20 protein-coding genes, 1 rRNA gene and 1 riboswitch are annotated in these 23,516 nt (G+C 45.8%); of the genes, 2 read left to right on the top strand and 19 right to left on the bottom strand.

The window, feature by feature from the left end:
- Positions 1–234: 234 nt before the first annotated feature.
- The gene (locus tag AB840_RS17185; protein WP_159445830.1) at positions 235–390 is read right to left on the bottom strand and encodes a hypothetical protein; all 156 of its coding nucleotides are present in this window, start codon (positions 388–390) and stop codon (positions 235–237) included.
- 31 nt (positions 391–421) lie between these two features.
- Positions 422–517, top strand: a riboswitch (SAM riboswitch).
- Positions 518–617: 100 nt separating this feature from the next.
- Between AB840_RS17185 and AB840_RS12380 the strand changes: the two genes are divergently transcribed.
- Entirely contained in the window at positions 618–1,451 is an 834-nt protein-coding gene (locus tag AB840_RS12380; RefSeq protein ID WP_048515155.1) for a MetQ/NlpA family ABC transporter substrate-binding protein, read from the top strand.
- 157 nt (positions 1,452–1,608) lie between these two features.
- Positions 1,609–2,466: a methylenetetrahydrofolate reductase [NAD(P)H] gene (gene metF, locus AB840_RS12375; protein ID WP_048515154.1), complete on the top strand. Its 858-nt coding sequence runs from the start codon at positions 1,609–1,611 to the stop codon at positions 2,464–2,466.
- Positions 2,467–2,587: 121 nt separating this feature from the next.
- On the opposite strand, the gene speC is transcribed toward metF, so the two are convergent.
- From speC to rrf, 18 genes are all read right to left on the bottom strand, one after another.
- Positions 2,588–4,744, bottom strand: a complete 2,157-nt coding sequence (gene speC / locus AB840_RS12370; RefSeq protein ID WP_048515153.1) for an ornithine decarboxylase — start codon at positions 4,742–4,744, stop codon at positions 2,588–2,590.
- 180 nt (positions 4,745–4,924) lie between these two features.
- Positions 4,925–6,100, bottom strand: coding sequence for an acetylornithine/succinylornithine family transaminase (locus AB840_RS12365; RefSeq protein WP_407657353.1), 1,176 nt, complete (start codon positions 6,098–6,100; stop codon positions 4,925–4,927).
- Positions 6,101–6,147: 47 nt separating this feature from the next.
- Positions 6,148–7,056 carry an acetylglutamate kinase gene (gene argB, locus AB840_RS12360; RefSeq protein ID WP_048515151.1) on the bottom strand — a complete coding sequence of 303 codons (909 nt, stop codon included), beginning with the start codon at positions 7,054–7,056 and terminating at the stop codon, positions 6,148–6,150.
- Between the two features lie 120 nt (positions 7,057–7,176).
- Positions 7,177–7,905: a hypothetical protein gene (locus tag AB840_RS12355; RefSeq protein ID WP_048515150.1), complete on the bottom strand. Its 729-nt coding sequence runs from the start codon at positions 7,903–7,905 to the stop codon at positions 7,177–7,179.
- Between the two features lie 21 nt (positions 7,906–7,926).
- Complete coding sequence (argC, locus tag AB840_RS12350; RefSeq protein WP_048515149.1) at positions 7,927–8,871, bottom strand: N-acetyl-gamma-glutamyl-phosphate reductase; 945 nt, start codon at positions 8,869–8,871, stop codon at positions 7,927–7,929.
- 492 nt (positions 8,872–9,363) lie between these two features.
- The gene (locus AB840_RS12345; RefSeq protein ID WP_159445829.1) at positions 9,364–10,182 is read right to left on the bottom strand and encodes a transglutaminase domain-containing protein; all 819 of its coding nucleotides are present in this window, start codon (positions 10,180–10,182) and stop codon (positions 9,364–9,366) included.
- A gap of 23 nt (positions 10,183–10,205) precedes the next feature.
- Entirely contained in the window at positions 10,206–10,865 is a 660-nt protein-coding gene (locus AB840_RS12340) for an alpha-E domain-containing protein (RefSeq protein ID WP_048515147.1), read from the bottom strand.
- Positions 10,847–12,157: a circularly permuted type 2 ATP-grasp protein gene (locus tag AB840_RS12335; protein WP_048515146.1), complete on the bottom strand. Its 1,311-nt coding sequence runs from the start codon at positions 12,155–12,157 to the stop codon at positions 10,847–10,849. The genes AB840_RS12340 and AB840_RS12335 overlap by 19 nt, the downstream gene beginning before the upstream one ends.
- A gap of 277 nt (positions 12,158–12,434) precedes the next feature.
- Positions 12,435–15,641 carry a carbamoyl-phosphate synthase large subunit gene (gene carB / locus AB840_RS12330; RefSeq protein WP_048515145.1) on the bottom strand — a complete coding sequence of 1,069 codons (3,207 nt, stop codon included), beginning with the start codon at positions 15,639–15,641 and terminating at the stop codon, positions 12,435–12,437.
- A 1-nt stretch (position 15,642) separates the two neighbouring features.
- Positions 15,643–16,701 carry a carbamoyl phosphate synthase small subunit gene (locus AB840_RS12325; protein ID WP_048515144.1) on the bottom strand — a complete coding sequence of 353 codons (1,059 nt, stop codon included), beginning with the start codon at positions 16,699–16,701 and terminating at the stop codon, positions 15,643–15,645.
- Complete coding sequence (locus AB840_RS12320; protein WP_048515157.1) at positions 16,698–17,987, bottom strand: dihydroorotase; 1,290 nt, start codon at positions 17,985–17,987, stop codon at positions 16,698–16,700. Before AB840_RS12320 ends, AB840_RS12325 begins: the two co-directional genes overlap by 4 nt.
- Positions 17,971–18,915 (bottom strand): aspartate carbamoyltransferase catalytic subunit, encoded by a 945-nt coding sequence (locus tag AB840_RS12315; RefSeq protein ID WP_048515143.1) that lies wholly within the window; start codon positions 18,913–18,915, stop codon positions 17,971–17,973. The genes AB840_RS12320 and AB840_RS12315 overlap by 17 nt, the downstream gene beginning before the upstream one ends.
- A 222-nt stretch (positions 18,916–19,137) precedes the next feature.
- A complete protein-coding gene (locus AB840_RS12310; protein ID WP_053078183.1) occupies positions 19,138–19,680 on the bottom strand; it encodes a stalk domain-containing protein in 543 nt (180 codons plus the stop codon).
- 38 nt (positions 19,681–19,718) lie between these two features.
- A complete protein-coding gene (locus AB840_RS12305; RefSeq protein WP_048515142.1) occupies positions 19,719–20,333 on the bottom strand; it encodes a sugar O-acetyltransferase in 615 nt (204 codons plus the stop codon).
- Between the two features lie 245 nt (positions 20,334–20,578).
- Positions 20,579–21,517, bottom strand: coding sequence for a hypothetical protein (locus AB840_RS12300; RefSeq protein ID WP_048515141.1), 939 nt, complete (start codon positions 21,515–21,517; stop codon positions 20,579–20,581).
- Positions 21,518–21,539: 22 nt separating this feature from the next.
- Positions 21,540–22,127, bottom strand: a complete 588-nt coding sequence (pyrE, locus tag AB840_RS12295; RefSeq protein WP_048515140.1) for an orotate phosphoribosyltransferase — start codon at positions 22,125–22,127, stop codon at positions 21,540–21,542.
- 1 nt (position 22,128) lies between these two features.
- Positions 22,129–22,845, bottom strand: a complete 717-nt coding sequence (gene pyrF / locus AB840_RS12290; protein WP_048515139.1) for an orotidine-5'-phosphate decarboxylase — start codon at positions 22,843–22,845, stop codon at positions 22,129–22,131.
- A 379-nt stretch (positions 22,846–23,224) separates the two neighbouring features.
- Positions 23,225–23,341: ribosomal RNA gene (rrf, locus tag AB840_RS12285) — 5S ribosomal RNA — on the bottom strand.
- Positions 23,342–23,516 lie beyond the last annotated feature (175 nt).

Here is a 23,516-nt window from a genome sequence, read left to right as displayed (position 1 = left end):
CCCCCCCCCCACTGGACTTTCTGCCGCCATGACGGGAGCCGTCAGCCACAGTGCGACAGCCCAGGACAGGCCGACATACCAGGCACGGCGAGGCATTCTTGCTGCTGTATAGTTCATAAGGCTTCTCCATTTCCACATAGTATCGCTATTCGATACCAGTAATCATTTTCTGTTTACCATTATATCAAATACGGCCCAATCCTTCTACTCCATTCGGACATAAAAATGATCTATTTAGACATTTAATTTGAACCAGCCGATCAAATAGCTTTCGGGCTTTGACCGCACAGCAGGCATCGCTACGCAGCATTCATGCCTGTCGCTTGAAACAGCACCGGCATGGTGATGATGTATTTTGGTTAAGAAGGTATTGACAAATTCGTATTTCATGATACACTTGTTTTAAAGACAATTTCAGATGCTTTTATCCAGAGAGGCGGAGGGACTGGCCCTATGAAGCCCGGCAACCGATAACGACGGTGCCAATTCCTGCGGATTGATTTCCGAGAGATAAAGAACCGTACAGTAACTCTTTCTCTTCCGGAAGGAGCTTTTTTTTATGGATAAAAAGGGATCAGATCCAGTCTTACATAATTCATTATCAGGAGGTATTATATATGAAAAACATCAAAAAATTCACAGTCTTAGCCGCATCGGCCCTTATTTCCCTGTCCCTTTTAGCCGCCGGCTGCGGCAGCAGTACGCCTCCCGGCGGTACAGAGGTATCAAAAAACGTCACCTTGACAGTCGGCGCGACTCCCGTTCCCCATGGAGAAATTTTGAATGAAATCAAACCCCTGCTGGCCAAAGAGGGCGTAGACTTGAAGATCGTCGAATTCACGGACTATGTCAAACCGAATCTGGCATTAAATGATAAAGAGCTGGATGCTAATTTTTTCCAGCATACGCCGTATCTCGACAAATTTAATGCGGAACGAGGCACCAAATTAAAAGCAATCTGCAAGGTTCACGTCGAACCAATGGGCGTGTATTCTCATAAAATCAAGGCGTTAAACGAGTTAAGCAGCAATGCCAAGGTAGCAATCCCGAATGATCCGACAAACGGCGGCCGGGCTTTGCTTATCCTGCAGCAGGCCGGCTTAATCGAATTGAAGGATGGCGGCTCCATCTCGTCCACGGTACAGGATATCGCGAAAAATGACAAACAGCTTCAGTTCGTGGAGCTCGAAGCCGCCCAGATTCCCCGTTCTCTCGATGATGTAGATATTGCGCTGATCAACACTAATTTTGCCATGGAAGCAGGTCTCAACCCGTTGAAGGACGCACTCTTCCTTGAACCTAAGGATTCTCCCTATGCCAATGTGCTGGTCGTACGCGACGGCGATGAAAACCGTCCGGAAATCCAAAAGCTGTTCAAGGCGCTGCAATCTCCGGAAGTCAAGAAATTTATTGAAGATAAATACCAGGGCGCAATTCTCCCAAGCTTTTAACAAACCCTCCTTTTTTTTCAACAGGGCCTGATACTATTCTGCCATCTCTATCGGCACGAATAGATCAAGCCCCTGTTTTTTTTACACATATTCTTTTCTCCATGCTATAATGTAGTCATGATGCAATTTAATAATCCCACGATGAGGAGTTACGCCCATGCATACGAATAATTTATTTGCGCAAAAAACAGTATTTTCTTTTGAAGTATTTCCTCCCAAACGTGATATGCCTCTCACCGCAATATATGAAACACTGCGTGCCTTGAGCAGTCTCAGACCCGACTTTATCAGTGTAACCTGCGGCGCCAATGGTCAGGGCGGCAACCGGACCGTAGAAGTAGCCGCCGCCATCAAAAACCAATATCATTGTGAAACGGCTGCACATATGCCCTGTATCTATCTGACGGAAAAAGAAGCCCGGCAGACGCTGGAAGCGCTTCACCAAAACAGGATTGAAAATATTTTAGTCCTGCGCGGTGATCAAACGCCGGGACGTGAGCCTGCTCATGTGTTTGAATACGCCAGCGACCTCATTTCCTTTATCAAAAAAGAAGCTCCGAATTTCAATATCATCGGGGCCTGCTATCCAGAAGGTCATTTGGAATCCAAAACGCCGGCAGCTGACATCCGTCATCTGAAGGAAAAGGTAGACGCCGGGGCTGACGAACTGATTTCCCAGCTTTTTTTTGACAATTCTCTATTTTACCGCTTTCTGGAAAGGTGTGAAATCGCAGGTATTCAGGTCCCCATCGAAGCCGGCATCATGCCCGTAACAAACCAAAAGCAGATCGAACGCATGGTCACTATGTGCGGCGCTACGCTTCCCATCAAATTTCAGCGTGCCATCGCAAAATACGGCAGTAATCCTGCTGCTATTCAAGATATCGGTATTGCCTATGCGGTAGATCAGATTGCCGATCTCCTCGCCAACGGCGTAGACGGAATTCATGTCTATACCATGAATAATCCATATATCGCTCAAAAAATCACGGCAGCCGTAAAAAACCTGCTGTAATTTGCTGTACTTATAGATATTTATTTCCAAAAAAAAAGAAGAAGCCGCAGCTTCTTCTTTTTCTATACAATCAAATACGGGGAGAAAGAACAATGCTCACCATCCTGTTCCAGGCTGATCCTTATTCCTTCAGCACATATCCGTATGCACGTATATGGTCGTCTTCCTTTTCCAAATAGACCCCCTGGATTTCTGATGCAAAACCGGGCAGCTCGTTCAAACCGTCTTCCAAAGCCTTAAAATACTGAACCGCCGTATGGGACCAGCGTTCTCCCGGAACGACACAGAGGACTCCCGGCGGATACGGCAGCGCTCCTTCCAGGGCAATCCGGCCTTCTATCTCTTCCAACGGTACTAGCTCCCGATTGCCGCGGATAAAGGCATATTGCGCATCCTGTGGATTCATGGCGTATTCAGGAAAGTATTCCCGGCGAAAAAGACGCCGCTGCAATTCCTTCACATTTCGGTCTTTATAAAAATCATGCATTTCCTGGCACAGCTGACGAATGGAATAGCCCGCATATCGCGCGGGATGCAAGTTGTATACGCCTAAAAGCACTTCCTGCATGGGTACGTCGTTATCAACAAACCGTTCAAAGCGTACAAGCTGTGACGTAAGAAAGCGGAGCTTATTTTTATTTTCTGCCGGCGTGAGCAGAAATAAAATCGAATTGAGATCACATTTTTCCGGAATCACGCCGTTGCCTCGCAAATAGGTGGCCAAAATATTCGCATGTACGCCGAAATCTTCATATTCACCTGTTTCCGCACTAATTCCCGGCGTAGTCAGCAGCAGCTTGCAGGGATCTACCCGATATTGTTCCGGTCCATAGCCCTCAAAAGCATGCCATTTTGCACCCGGTTCAAAGGTAAAATAGGCAATATCATCAGCCATTTGTTCTGTATCACCGTCCTGCCAGAGTTTACCGTGAACTGTCGGTGCCACAAAGGGACGTACATAATGGCAGCGATTCAAAATACTCTTGCGGGCATCAATTCCCAGCTTCACACAGTCCCGCCACATTTTGCGTCCCGCCTCGCCGGCATGTATCTTGGCGTTGACTGCTATGGTAGCAAACATCGGATAAAAAGGGCTCGTCGACGCATTCGCCATAAAAGCGTTGTTAAAGGTCTTATGATTGCAGTACCGTTCCTGTCCATGAATATGGTTATCTTTTTTATGAATCTGTGATGCCTGAGAAAATCCGGCCTGCTGTTTATGGACGGACTGCGTTACCATAATGCCCGGGTCATTTTCATGCAGATCCAGAAGCAGCGGGCTGCTGTCACGGAGCATGGGAATGAATTGCTCATATCCTGCCCAGGCAGAATCAAACAGAATATAGTCGCAGAGATGGCCAATTTTATCGACAACATAGCGCGCATTATAGAGGGTGCCGTCATAGGTATCCAGCTGGATAACGGCAAGACGGAATGGCCGTTTTGCCTTGGCCTTTTCAGGATCACGTTCTGCTGCCAACGTACGCAGGTATGTTTCATTAAAGCAGTGTGCGTCAATTCCCCCAATAAAGCCATACGGATTACGGGCTGTTTCCAGATATATCGGGGTCGCGCCGGCCTGCATGAGCGCCCCCAGGGCAACTGATTTATGATTATTCCGGTCATACAGCACCAGGTCTCCCGGCGTCAAGAGCGCATTGGTCACAACCTTATTGGAAGATGATGAACCGTTTAAAACAAAATAGGTTTTATCTGCATGAAATACTTCGGCAGCAAAATCCTGCGCATCCAACGCGGGTCCTTCATGAATGAGCAAGTCTCCTAATGTCACATCGGCATTGCAAATATCGGATTGAAAAATATGAGGCCCATAGAAATCATACAGATAGCGCCCGGCCGGATGTTTTTTAAAAAATTCTCCGTCCTGATGTCCCGGGCAGTCAAAGGGATTATTTTTCTCACTGACATATTCCACGAGGTCGGCAAAAAATGGCGGCAGCACAAATTGCTCATAATTACTGGCCAGCCGTTCTGCCGTAGCAATGCAGCGGCTTTTATTTACCATTTCCTCCGTAATGACGGCATCTACTTTTCCCACATACTGTGAAGGCAGCTTTTCACCACCCGGCATGATTACCATGATGGGAATGCCAAATCCTGTAGCATCAATCCGATCGATATAGGAAAAATCCTGATCCGATAACACCGCAACGGCAATATCGGTAAAATCGGTCTGTTCAACCGGTACAATTTCACGATCGCTGTCTACAAAGTAGTACTGCACGTCAAAACTATACGCTATCTTTAAATGTTTCATATCTAGGTCTCCTTATCCTCTTCCTTTGCATTATATTTTTTGATATAGACATATTGTAAGCAATATAACCCGTAATAGCAAGACTTATATATCAATCTTAAGACAGGTTTTATACAGAAAACGTGTACCTTGATTATCAATCAAAGTACACGTTTCATACGTCAGGAATCGTGCCGTTTTTTATTCGTCAATGACATCTTTTACGAGAGCAATGCCCTTTTTCAGTATGTCCCAGGGAATATTGAGAGGCGGCAGCAGGCGCAGCAGGCCATTGGCTGTAAGAACCAGTACGCCGTCTTCAATACAGCGATTGACAACCTCTGTCAAATCCTTTTTCAAGCGGACGCCGATCATCAGTCCCATACCGGATACACCTTCTACATTACGGCAGCTTTCCAATTCTTTTTTGATATAGTCGCCCTTTTTCTGAACCTCCGACAAAAGTTCATCATCAATACGGTCGATAATCGTAATCGCACCGGCCGCACAAATAGGGTTACCGCCAAAAGTAGATCCATGCGTATGATCTGTCAGCGTATACTGGCAGGAATCGGCAAACAGCGTCGCTCCCAATGGCAGCCCCCCGCCAATTGCCTTGGCCGTCGTTACAATATCCGGCTGTATGCCGTAATGCATATACGCATACAGCGCGCCTGTACGGCCATTGCCGGCCTGTACTTCATCTACAATAATAAGAATATCATGAGCCTTGGCATACGCTGCTACCTGTTGGACGAATTTCTTATCCAGCGGATGTACGCCGCCTTCTCCCTGCACCATTTCCATCATGATAGCACAAACCGGATGTTTTTCAGCCAGCTCCCTGACCGATTCGAAATTATCCGGTTCGGCATATACAAATCCGTCCAGAAACGGGCCGAAATCTTCGTGCAGTGAATCTTGTCCGCAGGCGGTCAATGTCGCCATTGTGCGGCCATGAAAGCTGTTCTTCAAGGTTATAATCGTATAACGGCCGTCCCCATATTTATCATGGGAATATTTTCGTGCCGCCTTAATAGCGCATTCGTTGGATTCAGCTCCGGAATTGGAAAAAAATACTTTTTTCATCCCCGTCTTTTCACAGAGCTTTTTAGCCAGAATGACCTGCGGTTCCGTATAGAAAACATTGGAAATATGGCTCAAGGTATTGAGCTGTTTGATGACGGCATCTTTCCACACATCGTCACAGATACCAAAAATATTAACGGCTATGCCGGCACTGAGATCGACGTATTCTTTGCCGTTTACATCATATACAACAGATCCCTTGCCATGATCCAGCACGGCATCCAACCGATGATACACATTGACAATATATTCCTTGTCCATCTTTTCAAAATCTAACGCCATGTCAATTCCCCCTGTTAGACGGACTCGATTCCTTCGGGCCCTTACGATGATTTTTATTTTGCAACAAAATAGTGGCCGACAAACATGGTACCCAGCCCTTCTTCTGTAAGCAACTCAATCAAAATAGCATGCGGCACGGTGCCGTTGAGAATAAATACCCGTTTGACCCCGGCTTGAATCGCATCGGTACAGCACTGTACCTTGGGGATCATGCCGCCTGCAATAATGCCGCTTTTTTTCAGTTCGTCTGCTTGTTCCAGCGTAATATCAGTAATAAGGGACTCAGGATCGTCCTTATCTCTCAGCACTCCGTCAATATTGGTCATGGACAACATGCATTCCGCGTTCAGAGCTCCGGCAATTTCAGCTGCCGCCGTATCGGCATTGATATTATAGGCTTGCCCCTTCGTATCCGTTCCGATCGTAGCAATAACAGGAATATATCCTTTGTCCAGATTGTCTTTGATAATCGACACATCCACGCTGGTAATCTTACCGACAAATCCCAGCTCATCGCTCTGCTTACGAACCTTGATCATCTGATCGTCAAGACCGCAGAGACCGATCGCCTGTCCGCCACTAGTACCAATAAGGTTGACCAGATCCTTATTTACCTGCCCGGCCAGCACCATCTGTACGACTTTCATGGTTTCGGCATCCGTTACCCGCAGTCCATCAATAAACTTAGATTCTACGCCAATTTTATTCAATATCTCCTGAATGTGGGGGCCGCCGCCATGAACCAGCACGACCTTTACTCCAATCAGTTTCAGGAGAACGATATCTCCCATTACAGATTTTCTCAAATCCTCATTAAGCATGGCATTACCGCCGTACTTAACAACGATAATCTTGCCGCTGTACTTCTTGATATTCGGCAACGCATCCATCAAAATCTGTGCCTTTTGTGTGTTCGTCACAGATTGAAAATCATTTGACAGTATGTCTTTTTTTTCAAACATCACTTTGTTCCCCCATGTTTAGAAATAAAACGTGGTACAAGAAACAACGTATTGTACGATTGCTTCATTGTACCACATCGCAATTTATTTTACTACACAAATGAGTGCTTGTAAATCCGTTTAGCAGCAAGCCTGCAGGGCATCCTGAAAACCCAGCTGTTTTAACAGCCGCTCCATAGATTGAACCAGCGCACCGGTACTGATAGACCGGGCCGCAGACATGCCATTAGCCATGACGATGATGGTGTATTCTTCTGTATCGATAAGAGACTTACACATTTTTAACGCGTCTTGAATTTGCTGCGGTGCCGCCGCTGCATCCGTCGTAATAATACATAAACCATGCTGCATCTCTGTTCCATCGGCAGCCATTCCTGCCATATGACACAATGCCTCGCTTCCCTCAAAGGTCACCGTATCGCTGGTCACATCTCCTAAATTATCAATAACCTGACAAACTTGCCCGCTCTGCTGCTGTGACAGCTTTGACGTCAAGGTTTTCAGACTGTTGATAATGCGGGAAGGACGGAAATATTGTCCTTTAACACCGTTGGCAACAAAAGAAACCGAGGCTGCCGGCATGTTCAATTCCTGTGCGGCTGCCTGACACACCTCTGACGTAATTTCCTGAGCCCGTTTTCCCTCGGGCAACGTCATACCGTTATGCAGAAGCAGGGCCTTGCAGATATACTGGCTGACGCCTTCTGTCCCAGCGGTCACGATGGAGCAGTCTGTTCGGCTCACGATCATTGCCAAATCCAACCGTACCCGGCTGCCGCAAAGACCGCTATATGTACCGGAAGCACAAAAACCCTCGGGAATGCAACTATCTTCATGTACCTGTTTCATACTTATCTCCACCTTTCCGTATCATTTCGAAAGACTCAGCCCGGTTCCGGAATCCAGTCCCAACATAATATTCATATTCTGAATGGCCGCACCAGAAGCACCTTTTCCTAAATTATCAAATAAAGAAGTAATAACTACCCGTTCATCATTTCCTGCTACCATGATTTCCATATCATCAAACCCGCTCATCGCATCAGCTCCTACAAATCCGCCCTTGTCCTCACCAAACGGCAGAACATGCACCAGCGGGCAGCCTTCATAGTGATCAGCCAGTATCTGCCAGATCGCTTCGGCAGATGGGCAACCTTTGAGAAGCTTGGTGAACACAGGAATCATTACTTCCATACCGCTGTAATAATCATCGACTACAGGAGAAAAAATAGGTAGCTGCGTCAAGCCGCATATAGTAACAATTTCTTTTAAGTGCTTATGCTTTTGGGAAAGACCATACTGACGGGGCGAATATAGCTCACTGCCTTTATCTTCTTCGTATTGCCGGATCATCTTTTTGCCGCCGCCGCTGTAGCCGGTAATAGAAACAGCCGATACGGGATAATCCGCCGGCATGCAGCCGGCATGCACCAAGGGTTGTACAATGGCAATAACGCCGCTGGCATGGCAGCCGGGATTGCCGACACGGGCGCTGCCGGCAATCTGCGCGGTCTGCTGTACGGATAATTCGGGGAACCCATAGATCCAGCCCGGTTCCGTACGATGAGCCGTCGAAGTATCAATAAGCCGCACATCACAGCCTTCGGCCAATGCTACTGCTTCCCGGGCTGCCGCATCAGGCAGGCACAAAAACGCAATATCTGCCGCTGCCATGCATTTTCTGATTTCTTCCGGATCCTTCCGCAATTCCTCGGCAATAGAAATCAGTTCGATATCGTCCCGCAAGCTAAGCCGTTCATGAATTTTAAGACCTGTCGTACCTTCATGTCCATCTATAAATATTTTCGTTTTCACCGCACATACACTCCCACTTTATGACTGTCTGATGTCACATATACATCATCGCTGCATTTTTTGTATTTATATTTGAATTTTTATTCATTATAATTGCATTTTAATATTTTGTCAAGATTTATGCGTTATCTTTACATAAAAATAACATATTTTTTATTTCTTCTATTGCTACTCTTTCTGTTCCATGGCAAAGGGACTTCTGCCAGTGACACAGAAGTCCCTTTAAAACCAATCATCCTGCCTATACTTCATATGAAGGCAACGACCGCCGTATGTGCGCGCAGACCATATCTTTGCCGCCGGCCGAAAAGACGATGCCATCCTGCGGAGCTGTCAGTTCCTCTAAAACCGAAGGATCTATTTATCATATACTTCAGCTGCCGTATCCTCTTTACGTACCTTGTCATTAACATCGGCCAGCCGTTTGATGCTACCCGCCGGCAGTGAAATACGTTCTATGCGTATTTTCATTCCCTTACTCCTACGCTGGCATTATCGTTCTGCCGGCATACATATACTATTCTGCATTTCCTGAATTTGCACCAGCACGTCCTGCTTCTGCTGAACCGGCACGCTGCTGTAAAAAATCCCCTTGTTTACCAGGCAGTCCCGATAATCACGTCCCCGTGAAAAAATGATATAGTCGTCATTGACAAGAAGATCATTGGTCGGATCCAGCCCGTACCAGCGGTCTTCCGAAAACACTTCTACCCATGCGTGGGTCAGATTCAAATTCTTTACGGCTCCGGCCACATACCGTGCAGGAATTCTCATGCTGCGCAGAATGGCTATCATAATCTGCGCATAATTCTGACATACGCCGCAATGCGGCCCAAAGGCGTCATCCGCGGCAGTCCGGATCGTCGTAACTCCTTTTTCATATTTCATCCGCCGGCACAGCAGTTTCATGATACGAAGCGCTTTCTCGTAATTATTGGGAAGACTGATACATGCTGACGCACACTCTTCATAGAAAAGATATAAGTTTTCCCCTACAGCCGTTTTTTCCGTAGGCCGGCAGAATACGCTGTTCAAATGATTATTAAAGTCATAGGAGCAATAGTCTGTCCTAATCTGCGACTTTACATACACATCCAGCATATGACTGGGTTCTTCCTTATACCCATACAGAAAATGATTCCCAAAACAATCCTGGCTGTATGAAAAATAATCAGCATTCAGCCGTATTTTAGTAAAAATCAATTCCTGACAAGCTTCGGTCTTGGGAAGACACCGGAGAGAAAAATAATGATGATGGATTTCGTGGTCCAATGTGATTTTCAATGTATATTCAAGCTGAAAAGTTTTCATAACAGAGTGCACCATGCTTTCTGTCAAAGTATATTTTCCACAAAAAAAATAGCCTTGACGTAATCAATTTCCGGTTCTTCGATCAATTTTCGGACTGTAATAAAATTTTCTCGATTATACGGAAGATTAGATTTTTTTAGTCGATGGTCCAGCATGATGCAGGCTTTGGTTAGATCCTCCCGGTCTTTGCGCAGACGCAGATATATATCCAATCGTTCCAGACGCTTCCCTAATTTTACAATATTTCGGATCTCATAGTTTTGCACATTATCATCCAGGCAAGCCAAAAAAGCCAGAATATAGTCCACTACGTCCTGCATTTCCATAATAAGAGAATCAAAATCCTGAATAGCCTCTAAATTATTGACCGCAACCTCCATATAAGACATCGTTTCTGATCCCAAATCATTTCGCAGCACCATACAATTATCATAGGCTCGATCTAAATTAGAAATAATCGAATTTTCATCGGTTGCATCTTTTATGTACCTATAAATAAAATCATCAAAATTTCGGTATATATTGGGTATTTGAAAATTCCGGCAGTATTGTATATAAAAATCATGGTGTTCAATCATCTGATCATATCCTGCAAAAAATTCCCGGATCGTTACATACACCCGTTCGCTGTATCTTCCCAGCCATAACAAATTATTCACCTTGTCTAACGAGATAATATCCATGTATCTTTAAAGCCTCCTCCCTGTGATGAGTTGACGATAAAACTATCGGGATTGCGTGAAAACCGGGTCAATCCGCTTTTCCACGTCCGCGTTGTTTTCCCAGTCAGTACAAATGCCCGTAAATCAGCTTTTCGTTCTACAATACCGTCTTCATCCTGAATTTGCAGATCTTTGAAATCAATAACCTCCTGGGCTATAAAACGGCGCCGTTCCGTACGAATAGTTTCCAAAAAGACTTCTTTTTCATCACGGCTAAGCGTATTACCGAAAAATACTCCATATCCACCAGCTTCGGAAACATCTTTAATCACCAGCCGATCAAAATTTTCTAACACAAATTTCAGGTCTTCATCATAGTATGGCAGGTAGGTCGGCGCATTTTGCAAAATAGGTGTCTCATGAAAATAATATTCAACCATCTTCGGTACAAAATAATAAATTCCCTTATCATCAGCCACTCCATTGCCCGGTGCATTCACAATGGCTACATTTCCCTTTCGATAAATTTCCATCAAATGAGGAATTCCAATAAGGGAATCCTCCATAAAGGTCATCGGGTCTAAGTATTCATCTGATATCCGCCGGTACAGAGCCCCGATTTTTTCCAAGGATCCCGTATAATTTTTAAAATACAGATAGTCTTCATTGACGACAATATCCTTTGGCCCTACAAGGACGGCACCGGTCTTTTCCGCCAGATACGCGTGTTCAAAATATGCCGCATTCATTCTCCCCGGCGTAAAAACAGCATTGATGCCGCCAGTATTGACATAATCCATCGTTTCCTTCAGTAAAACGGCATAATCCCGATTATCCTCTACATGATTCTGTACATACGTCATCGGACTTGCCCGCCGGCACAGGGTCCGGGCAATCATGGGATACGAAGCGCCGCTGGGAATACGCAGATTTTCCTCGAGAACATACCATGTTCCTTCCTTAGCCTGCACCAGGTCAATGCCTGCAATGTGCGCATAAATACCTTGCGGCGGCATCAAGCCTTCTACCTCCACTAAATAGCCTTTAGAGGAATATACAAATTCCTCGGGAATGATACGATCCTTAATAATTTTCTTTTCTCCGTATATATCTTTTAGAAATGCATTAACTCTCTGTATCAGTCCCTTATTTAAATAAACAAATTCGTCTTTGCCGATAATGCGGGGAATACAGTCAAAGGGAAATAATTGCTCATGAAAAATATTGTTTTTATAAATACCGAATTTTACGCCATACCTTTTCAGCAGCTGATTGGTCTTTTTAGTATATTGACTAAGTTCACCCTGTTTCATAGAAATCCCCCTCCACATAATCAAAAACGGCGCCCACTGCAAATCGTGGCGCCGTCGTCAATTATTAATTTACATTTGTGTATCCCATAGATCCAGGGTTGTCAATAAAATTTTATGATCTGCTATATTTTTTAATAATATAATTAGAATTTATTAAAAATAACTTTATTTGTAATTTAATCATCTAGGCAACATACCGCAGGGACCGAACGCTTGGCGGCAAATCCCTGCGGTATATATTTTCATCTACGGTATACAGTTGATGTGAGAGCGGCAGTTATCGATCCATGTCATAATCCTGCAATGCCGCGACATGATGATAGCCATCGCCTTTGCCCTTATTGGCAAAGACACGCAGAACTTCCCGTGCCGTATCCAAAGAGGTGAGGCAAGGTACCGCTAATTCTACAGCCATCCGGCGCAGATTGAAACCGTCTCGTTCCGGATGCTTGCCGTATGTCAGTGTATTCAATACAAGGTCAATTTTGCCGTTACGGATCAGCGTGGCAATATTCTGCCCGCCTTCATGAATTTTTCGTACCACATCTACAGGCATGCCATGATCATTGAAATATTGACCGGTCCCTTCTGTAGCAATAATATGATATCCCAGATCCTTAAATCCATGGGCCAGCTGCAGCGCTTCCGCCTTATCCCTGTTCGCGACAGTAACCAGAATCGTACCGCCGGCAGGAATCCGCATTTTAGCGCCATTCACCGCTTTATACAATGCTTCGGAGTAGGTTTTACCAATACCCATGACTTCGCCTGTCGATTTCATTTCCGGTCCTAAAGCAATTTCAGCCAGCCCTATCTTGCTGAAAGAGAATACCGGAGCCTTAGCGGCTACATGATCCTTCGCCGGTAAAAGACCGCTGTGATAGCCCATGTCCTGCAATGTTTCGCCTAAAGCAATACGCGTTGCCAGTTCAATAATCGGCACATGAGTCACTTTGCTCAGGAACGGAACCGTACGGCTGGATCGAGGATTGACTTCAATAATATACAACTTGCCCTTGGATACGACAAATTGAATATTGACGGCTCCTTGAACCTGTAATTCCAGTGCAATGCGCGTTGTGTAATCAATAATCTGCCCAATCATTTCCTGATCGAGATGCTGCGGTGGATATACGGCAATAGAATCTCCGGAATGCACCCCTGCCCGTTCAACCTGTTCCATAATGCCGGGAATATATACGTCCGTGCCGTCTGCAACGGCATCAACTTCTACTTCTCGGCCCACCATATATTCATCAATAAGAATCGGATGATCCGGAGATGCGATAACTGCTTCCCGAAGATATCGTTCTAATTCCTTTTCGTTATATACGATTTCCATTGCCCGTCCGCCGAGAACATAAGACGGTCGAACGATCAGGGGGAAATCCAATTCCTGGGAAACCTTCATGGCTTCCTTATCACTAGTAGCGATGCGGCCGTCCGGACGAGGAATATTCAGTTTGGCGAGCACTTCATCAAACCGTTCCCGGTCTTCGGCACGATCCATGCCTTCTACAGATGTTCCCAATATCTTGACACCTTTTTTTGCCAGTGGTGCCGCCAAATTAATAGCCGTCTGTCCGCCGAATTGGCAGATAATGCCGACCGGCCTTTCTTTATCTACAACAGCCATAACATCTTCCACCGTCAGCGGTTCAAAATACAGACTATCAGATGTATCAAAATCTGTACTTACCGTTTCGGGATTATTATTGATAATAATGCTGTTCATTCCTGCCTTGCGCAATGCCCAGGCGGAATGGACAGAGCAGTAATCGAATTCAATCCCCTGACCAATACGAATGGGGCCGGATCCAAGGACAATAACGCTCTTGCTGCCAAGCGGCTTAACTTCATCCTCCGCCGCATAGCAGGAATAATAGTATGGCGTTGCCGCTTCAAATTCTGCGGCACAGGTATCTACCATCTTAAAGGTAGGTGTAATATGATGATCCTCCCTGAAAGCGTATATTTCCTCTTCGGTCTGATTCGTCAATCCTGCAATAATGGCATCGGGCATACTGTAGCGTTTTGCCCTGCAGAGAGAATCTTCCGTCAGACCATCCTTCTTCAATTCTTCTTCCAGATCAATAATATTTTTCAATTTATTGATGAACCACATATCATATCCTGTAATATAGTGGATTTTTTCTCCGCTGATTCCCAGCCGCAGAGCCTGCGCGACGACGAAAATTCGTTCATCATCCTGCTTTTGCAGGAGTTCAACAATGTCAATAATGGATTTGCTTTCTAATTTTTTCAGACTTAGGTAATTGACCCCGATTTCCAAAGATCGTACAGCTTTCAGCAGCGCCCCTTCAAAGCAGCGGTCCAGCGACATGACTTCGCCCGTTGCCTTCATCTGTGTTCCCAAGGTACGATCGGCAAGGGCAAATTTTTCAAAGGGCCAGCGTGGAAATTTCACAACGCAATAATCTAAAGTCGGTTCAAAGCAGGCGGTCGTTTTGCCTGTAACGGCGTTGGTAATCTGATCCAGCGTCAGTCCTGTCGCAACTTTTGCGGCAACCTTGGCAATAGGATACCCTGTTGCCTTGGAAGCCAGCGCCGAAGAACGACTGACACGGGGATTGACTTCAATAACATAATATTGATTGGAATCCGGATCCAGGGCATACTGCACATTGCAGCCGCCTTCAATTTTCAGACGGCGGATAATGGCCAAAGAAGCCGTTCGCAGCATTTGATACTGCAAATCATTCAAAGTCTGGCTCGGCGCTACGACAATTGAATCACCCGTATGGACACCGACGGGATCAACGTTTTCCATATTGCAGACGATAATACAGTTGTCCGCTTTATCGCGCATGACTTCATATTCTATTTCTTTCCAACCGGCTACAGATCGTTCAACAAGAATCTGATTGATCGGGCTGAGGCGAATACCGCGTGTTGCGATCATGAACAGTTCATCTTCGTCCTTGGCGATGCCGCCGCCTGTACCACCCAACGTAAAGGCCGGACGGACAATGATCGGATAACCAATTTTATCAGCAAAAGCAATTGCAGAATGAACATCCTCAAAGATATCACTTTCCGGTACAGGCTGATCAATATCTTTCATCGCTTTTTTAAACAGTTCTCTGTCTTCTGCTTCCTCAATTGCCGATAAACGGGTCCCCAGAAGACGTACGTTATACTTTTTCAACACACCGGCATTGGAAAGCTCCACCGCCATGTTCAGACCAACCTGTCCGCCCAAGGTTGCCAAGAGTCCGTCCGGGCGTTCTTTTTCAATAACCTCTGTCACATAGTCCAGCGAGATTGGCTCTACATAAACACGATCTGCAATATCTTCGTCCGTCATAATTGTCGCCGGATTGCTGTTGATGAGGACTACCTGCAATCCTTCCTCCCGCAGCGCCCGGCAGGCCTGCGTACCTGCATAGTCAAATTCCGCGGCCTGACCGATAATGATAGGGCCGGATCCAATAACGAGTACCTTCTTCAATCCATCTGCCATGTTAGTTTTCCTCCATCATCTTGATAAATTGTTCAAATAAATACAAATTATCAGTCGGTCCAGGCGATGCTTCCGGATGATACTGCACACACATAATATGCTTGTCCGGGCATTCAAAGCCTTCCAGCGTATTATCGTGAAGATTGCGATGCGTGACGATGACTGTATCCGGAAGTGACGCTTCATCTATAATATATCCGTGGTTCTGAGACGTGATGTACACACGGCCGGTACGGACATCTTTGACAGGATGGTTCGCGCCGCGATGCCCAAAAGCCAGCTTACGGCTTTTGCCGCCCAAAGCCAGGCCCAGCATCTGCAAACCCAGGCAGATACCGAAAATAGGTTTTTTCCCAATCAGCGTTTTCACTTCTTCCACAATGTACGGAACATCTTCCGGATCTCCCGGCCCATTGCTCAGAAAGATACCGTCTGGGTTGACGGCCAGTACCTCTTCTGCTTTCGTTTCTGCCGGAAAAATAGTAAGCCGGCAGTCATTACAGATAAAATCCTTATAAATATTCGTTTTTGCACCATAATCCATAGCGGCAACATGAAATCTGCCGCTGCCCATATGCCGGATTTCCCGCGTGGTTACACGGCGCACCAATTGTGTTTCCAGCGGTGTATCAAACAATTCCCGAACAGCACTTTCTGCCATCGCTGCCGGCACGATAACGCCTTTCATAACCCCCTGGCTGCGAATAGCCCGGGTCACAGCACGCGTATCGACACCATACAGGCAGGGAATATGGTGTGTCCTAATAAAGGTTGCTAATTTTCCTTCATTCTGCCAATTGCTCGGCTCATCACAAAGTTCGCTGACAATAAAACCTGCCGCATACGGCCGGTCAGCCTGCTCGATTTCATGGAACAGTCCGTAGTTGCCAATCAGTGGATAGGTCATAGTAATAATCTGACCTGCATACGAAGGGTCTGTAAATGTTTCCTGATAGCCTGTCATGCCTGTGTTGAAAACGACTTCACCAACAGCCGGCTCCTTCATCAGCATGTTACCGTAAAACTTTTGTCCATTCTCTAATATGAGAACACCCTTCATCGTAAAACCTCCCCATTCTTCATAACAAAATTGCCATTTACAATTGTGGCCGCGGCCTTGCCCTTGAAAATCATTTCATCAAAAGGCGAAGCTTTGCCTTTGGAATAAAAGGCTGCCGCGTCGACAGACCACTCCTGATCCAGATCAATAACCGTCAGATCCGCATCCTTGCCAGGCGCAATGATACCGGCATCCAATCCAAGAATTTCTGCTTGTGCTGTGGACATCGCCCGAACGATCGTCATCAACCCGACAGTATCGGTGTGATACAAATAGGTAAGTACAGCGCCGATACTTGTTTCGAGACCGACGAAACCGCTCGGCGCTAAATTAAACTCCTGATCCTTTTCTTCCCATTCATGGGGTGCATGATCTGTAACGATAGCATCTATCGTTCCGTCCTTTAAGCCTTCTACAACAGCAGCACGGTGTTCATCCGATCGCAGCGGCGGATTAACCTTAAACCGCGTATCATATGTGCGCAGCGCTTCATCTGTCAAGATCAAATGCTGCGGCGTAGCTTCTGCCGTGACTTGTACGCCTCTGGCTTTGGCGCACCGCACCATATCCACCGCATTTTTCGTACTGATATGAGCAATATGTACCGGCGTACCAGTCGCTTCTGCCAGCAGTATATCTCTGGCAACGGCAATGTCCTCAGCTACTGCCGGGCGGCCTTTCAATCCTAATTGATTGGATACGGCACCTTCATGCATCTGTCCGCCCTGAACCAGATTCTGTTCTTCACAATGGTCAATAATCACCTTATGGAACATGCTGGCATATTCCATCGCTTTTCGCATAAAATCAGAATTTTCCACAAAGCGTCCGTCGTCGGAAAAAGCGACTGCACCGGCTTTGGCCATACCACCCATACCGGATAATTCCTGTCCTTCCAATTTTTTGGAAATAGCGCCGATGATTTCGACCTTTACCACGCCTTCACGTTCTATTTTATATTTCATTCCATCCACCAGGATAGCCTTGTCGATAACAGGCTTGGTATTCGGCATCGTCGCAATGCGCGTAATACCACCGGCAGCCGCCGCCCGAGTTCCCGACGCAATAGTTTCCTTTTCCGATTGGCCGGGCTGGCGGAGGTGAACATGCATATCAATAAATCCGGGAGCCACAACCAGCCCGGAAGCATCGTATATTTCCGCGCCATCGGCAGCTAAATTGGCCCCGACAGCTTTTATTTTACCATTTTCAATCAAAATGTCACAAATTTCATCCTGCTGTACAGCTGGATTGATCACTCTGCCGCCCTTAACGAGTAATGTCAACATCATCGCCCCCTATAATCGTCAAATATAATACTGCCATCCTGACAGACACTCCATTTTTGACCTGCTCCTGTATAGATGAATGACCGCCATAACACGCATCCGGCTCAATTTCAATTCCCCGGTTCATCGGTCCCGGATGAAGCACGAGGACATCCTTCTGCGCCTGTTCCAGTCTTTTTTCACTGATACCGAACAACGAATTATATTCGCCGGCACTGGGGAAGAATCCGATCCCCTGACGTTCCCGCTGAATGCGCAGTACATTGACAACATCAGCCCCCTCAAGCGCTTCATCCAGATCATAATGGACGGTAACCCCCATTGATTCCAGTTCAGGCTGCAGCAAGGTGCGCGGGCCGGCAAGATGGACATCCGCACCCATAGCCTGAAGACCATATATATTGGATCGGGCTACACGTCCATGATCGATATCTCCGACAATAACTACCTTCAGCCCGTCGAGATGTCCTTTGACTTCCTGAATCGTAAACAGATCGAGAAGTCCCTGCGTCGGATGCTCATGCGCACCATCACCGGCATTGATGATGATCGGGTCTACACAAGTACGGGCAAACCACGGCGAGCCTTCCTGCTTCTGCCGCATGACGATGGCATCGACACCCATGGCCGTGACCGTAAGCAAGGTATCCCGAAAGCTTTCACCTTTTTGAATGGAACTGCCACGCGGCGTAAAATTAATAACATCGGCCCCCAGATATTTCGCAGCCATTTCAAAAGAGCCTCTGGTCCGTGTGCTGGGTTCCCAGAACATATTGACAACGGATTTGCCATGAAGCAGCGGCAATTTCTTATTACCGCTGTTGACGACGGACTTCATTTTTTTTGCCACACGCAGAATTAATTCAATTTCTTCTTTCGGTACTCCTTGGAGCCCTAACAGGCTTTTCCCCTGTATACTAACCATTGGAATCCTCCTTGTATAAAAAAGACCTCTGCCGAAAGGCAAAGGTCATATCTAAGCATGGCAAAATATGTCCCTTTTTAGCCTCTCTGGACTATATTAAAGGTACAATCCTAAAAAACGGGAATAGTCGCAGCCTCACAGGACTACCGTCATATTCTTATACTATTTTATATATATGCCCGCCCAAAGTCAAGATATTTTTGCATTTTGATGCAGTATGATCTACATTTTCATCTGCCCGCCCGTTAAATAAAAGTTCTGCGGTGAAATTGTGATCTGATCATTATCGATGGTTACCGTATTAAAAAACTCACGGAATACCTGGGCCGGGACATACATGGTGCCGTCTATATTGACCGGTGCCGTTCCATACTGATAAATATGATTTAAATTAATTGTTTTCAGTGTGCCAATTCTTTCATACCAGTCTTCGCCCGGCTTGAATAGCATATATGCTACCGTTGTCTCCATACGCACGTACCCATCACCGGAATCCCAGGTTATCGCATACCCCAGCTGTTCTGCCACTTTTCGGAGCGGAATCAGAAGGATATCACGCTTTTGAAAAACCGGTGCAGGTAAATTCACCGTATCGACAAGATGTTGTCCGGCAATAATCCGATACGAAGGCAACGCCGTCACTTCCTGCGGCCCAGCTGTATTCTGTGTTATTTCCACCACGGTGTCTGCTGTATTTTCTGCATATACAGATAGTCCCATGCATAATAAAAGACTTGCCACTCCTGCTACAGCTGCCTTTTTCATTCTCTATCCCTCCCCATTTATGCAGTTTCGTTACCATATCAAGGCTTCCTGCTATCCCAATATTCGTACGCTGCTGTCTCCCAATACCGGCGGTCTTCGTCTGTAATAGAACGCAGTACGCGGCAGGGATTTCCCACAGCAATAACATCATCGGGAATATCATGCGTCACCACCGAACCGGACCCAATGACGACCCGGCTGCCAATCGTTACCCCCGGATTAACGACAGCATGCCCGCCAATCCATACACTGTCACCTATAGAAATCGGTTTGCCATATTCCAGCCCCTGATTGCGAACGGATGCATCAATGGGATGCAAAGCGGTATACAGTCCCACATGCGGCCCTATATAAATATGATTTCCCATATAAATGGGGCACACGTCAAGAAAAATGCAATAATAATTTACCATCAAATAATCCCCGGCAAATATATTAAAACCATAATCACAATATAAAGGCGGCGCAATCCAAGCATGAGAGCCTAATCTGCCAAAAAGCTCCTGATACCATCTACGCCGTTCTTCCTCCTGTTCCCCGGTGCTCGTATTAATATAATGCGTCAATTCTTTGGCTCTCTTGTAGTCACGAATCAGCGCTGTATCCTGAGGAATATACAATTTCCCCTGCGTCATTTTCTCTTTTTCTGTCATACTAAGCCCCTTCTATCCTGCCGCAGCTTTTGATGCCCAAATAGATTAACAGCGACTACAATACACGAATAGCCGGTTATCATATCTTATGGCGAATGTCCGAAATATCACATTTCGCAGTGAAAATACAACGCTCGACTATACGTATATTGTAACACGATGCACTAACCGAAGCCAGCAGGTGAATAAAAAGAAAGCACAGTAAGTTCTGCATGCACCCCGCAGAAATCACTGTGCCACTACTATTAAAAATTAAAAAAGCTCGTTCCCTGATCCGCCATAGGTATCACAGGAAATCCTGTCGCTTCCGGCTGAACCAACATAAAAATAAGTACTACCAGAACGGTCAGTCCCAGTGTAACATACGAAAATCCACTTTTGTGGCTGTGCTCATATAGACCAAATAGTCGAATTCCCACTGCTGCCCCGATAGTCGTAAATAATGCGCCTAAAGAAAAATAATGATACAAGGCATATAAAACAATAAGCCCAATAATCATGGCGGCATTAATGACAATAGGATAACACCGGGATAGATTTGACTCATTACTGCGACGCATCGGCACAAGCCAATCCGTTGCATCAATTCCGGTTAGCCCTGTCACCAAAACGGTACCATAAAGGATCTTGTCCCATATGTGTCCCCATTTCCGACGATCACCAGCTGACCACATAAGAGCTGCAAATCCTAAGATGGCGATACTAACAAGAAGATAATAATACTGATCCGGAATAAAAGCGGCGACAACAGCACCCACACTGAGAAGTATACCCGCGGCAATGCACATCTGGATTAACTTCTGCTTGGACGGCCGGACCTTAACATCCATCTCCTTATACATTTTGACAAAAATTTCCAGCAGAAAAACAATAACAAAAAAGATAATGCCAAAAAAAGGATTAAGTGCTGCCAATGCCACGGTCAGTAAAACGGGGATCGCAATACGTACTCCTGGGAAAATGACAAAGTCTTTTAAACGCATAATATGAATCTGGGAATAGACCGTAAAATACGTAAACACATTAAAGATCAACATAGCTACTACCGCTTCCACCGGTCTTGCGCCTCTGTACAATAAAATCAACAGAACACACATGCTCATATTCATTCCTGTAAAACGGGCAAATACCGTACCAATCAAGCCGGCTGTGAAAAACGGCAGTATGGCAGATAACATTTCCATACTCACATCTCCTAAGTTCTGTTTATTTTAAATGATGACTTCCCCGTTCTGTCATGGGAATATTTTCTTTGCAAAGCGGGCAATCCTCCGGCTGATACGTCGGCACGGTCAAATGCAGTAAGGCCTGCACCTTCTCCTTCGGCACGCCAAATTCCGCCTTGCCGCCGCTGCGATCCACAAGAAGTCCCACACCGACAATGATACCACCGGCTTTTTTAACCACATCTACCACTTCTTGAACAGATCCTCCAGTTGTAACTATATCTTCAACGATGAGCACCCGTTCGCCCGGTGCAATACGGAAGCCCCGGCGCAGCGTCATCTCACCTTTTTCACGTTCTGTGAAAATAGCTCTCGTCCCAAGCGCTTTACCGACTTCATGAGCCAATAAAATACCGCCCGTCATCGGTCCCATAACAGTTTGCACATCTTGATCCCGAAATCGGTCTGCTAATTCTTTACAAAGTGTTTCTGTGTATTTCGGATGCTGCAGAACGTTAAATTTTTCTACATACAGAGGACTGTGCAGTCCTGAGGTAAGAAGAAAATGTCCTTCCAAGACTGCCTTTGTATTTACTAATAATTGCTTTATTTCATCTTCCGTCATCATGCTAATATCCCCCTTGAATTTCCTTTAAGATCTTTTCAGCAGCTTCGCGCGGTTTGGCAGCCTGCGTAATCGGGCGGCCAATAACAAGATATGAAGCCCCATCCTGTAATGCCTGCGCTGGCGTTGTAAATCGTTTCTGATCATTAGCTGCAGCAAATACCGGACGTATTCCCGGTGTAACAATAAGAAACTCTTCTCCATTCAGTCTGCGGATTTCGCCCGCTTCATATGGTGAAGAAACAGTACCATCTATGCCTGCTTCCTTTGCTAGTTTTGCCAAATGCGCAACGGTTTCAGCAACAGCATATTTGCCGCCAATCTCCTGCCAGCCGGCATCATCCATACTGGTCAGTATCGTAACCGCCAGCAAACGCGGCCGGGGAATACTGAGGCGGGCAGCCTCATCCCGGACAGCGGCCGCTGCAGTTTCCATCATCGTTCTGCCTCCGGTCCCATGAAGCGTCATCAAATCAGCACCTAAGCGAGTCAAGGCTCGTATACTTTGGTCTACTGTATTGGGAATATCATGAAGCTTTAAATCAAGAAATACCTTTTTCCCCTCATATTTTAAATACTGTACTGCCTCCGGGCCGGCACTATAAAACAGTTCCATGCCCACCTTATAAAAAGAAATACTGTCTCCCAGTATTTCTACCAGCGTTTTCATTTCTTCTACTGAATGGACATCCAAAGCCGTGATAATCCGATCATCTGCCATTCGCAAGCCTCCTGTTATTACGTATTATAAAAATCCGACTATATAACAAAATAATTCAGCTTTGTCCTTCCGGTACATGCTCCCTGTCTTCTTTATGTTACTGTCAGGAGTCTCTCTTCACCACTGCTGCGCTTATACAACAAATTACCTACAAAGTGTACGCTTCCTTCATAAAGCCAGATACTATAATATTACCATATTGCAAAATACATGACAATACGTATTCTGACGAACACCTCCAGATATTGCTTTTTTATTAAAAAAACAGGTATACAGCACTCGGAATAATTCATCGCTTATGCAAGATCGCTTTATTGTCATCTGCTTTCTAAAACAAAAGACACGCACAATATGATCACTGTGCGTGTCTTTTCTGCTGAATCAGCGGCTTCCTATCCTCCCGGGGCGCTTCCACCCAAGTACTTTCGGCGTTTGCAGGCTTAACTGCTGTGTTCGGTATGGGAACAGGTGGATCCCTGCAGCCATCACCACTGAATTCGTTTCAGGATTCGTATCCTGACAACTACATCGAAAAGTATTTCGGATCTTAACAATCGGTGTGACTCTAATGTCATCTACTTAGTTTGTATGTTTTGGTTGTGAGTCTTTCGTCGTTTCCTCGCATGTGCTCTTTTTCAAACCATTCGCCTTCTTCGAAAGCGGTGGTTTGG

Origin of the sequence: Megasphaera cerevisiae DSM 20462 (genome assembly GCF_001045675.1) — a bacterium.
GTDB lineage: Bacteria > Bacillota > Negativicutes > Veillonellales > Megasphaeraceae > Megasphaera > Megasphaera cerevisiae.
This window is presented reverse-complemented; position numbering and strand designations above follow the sequence as displayed.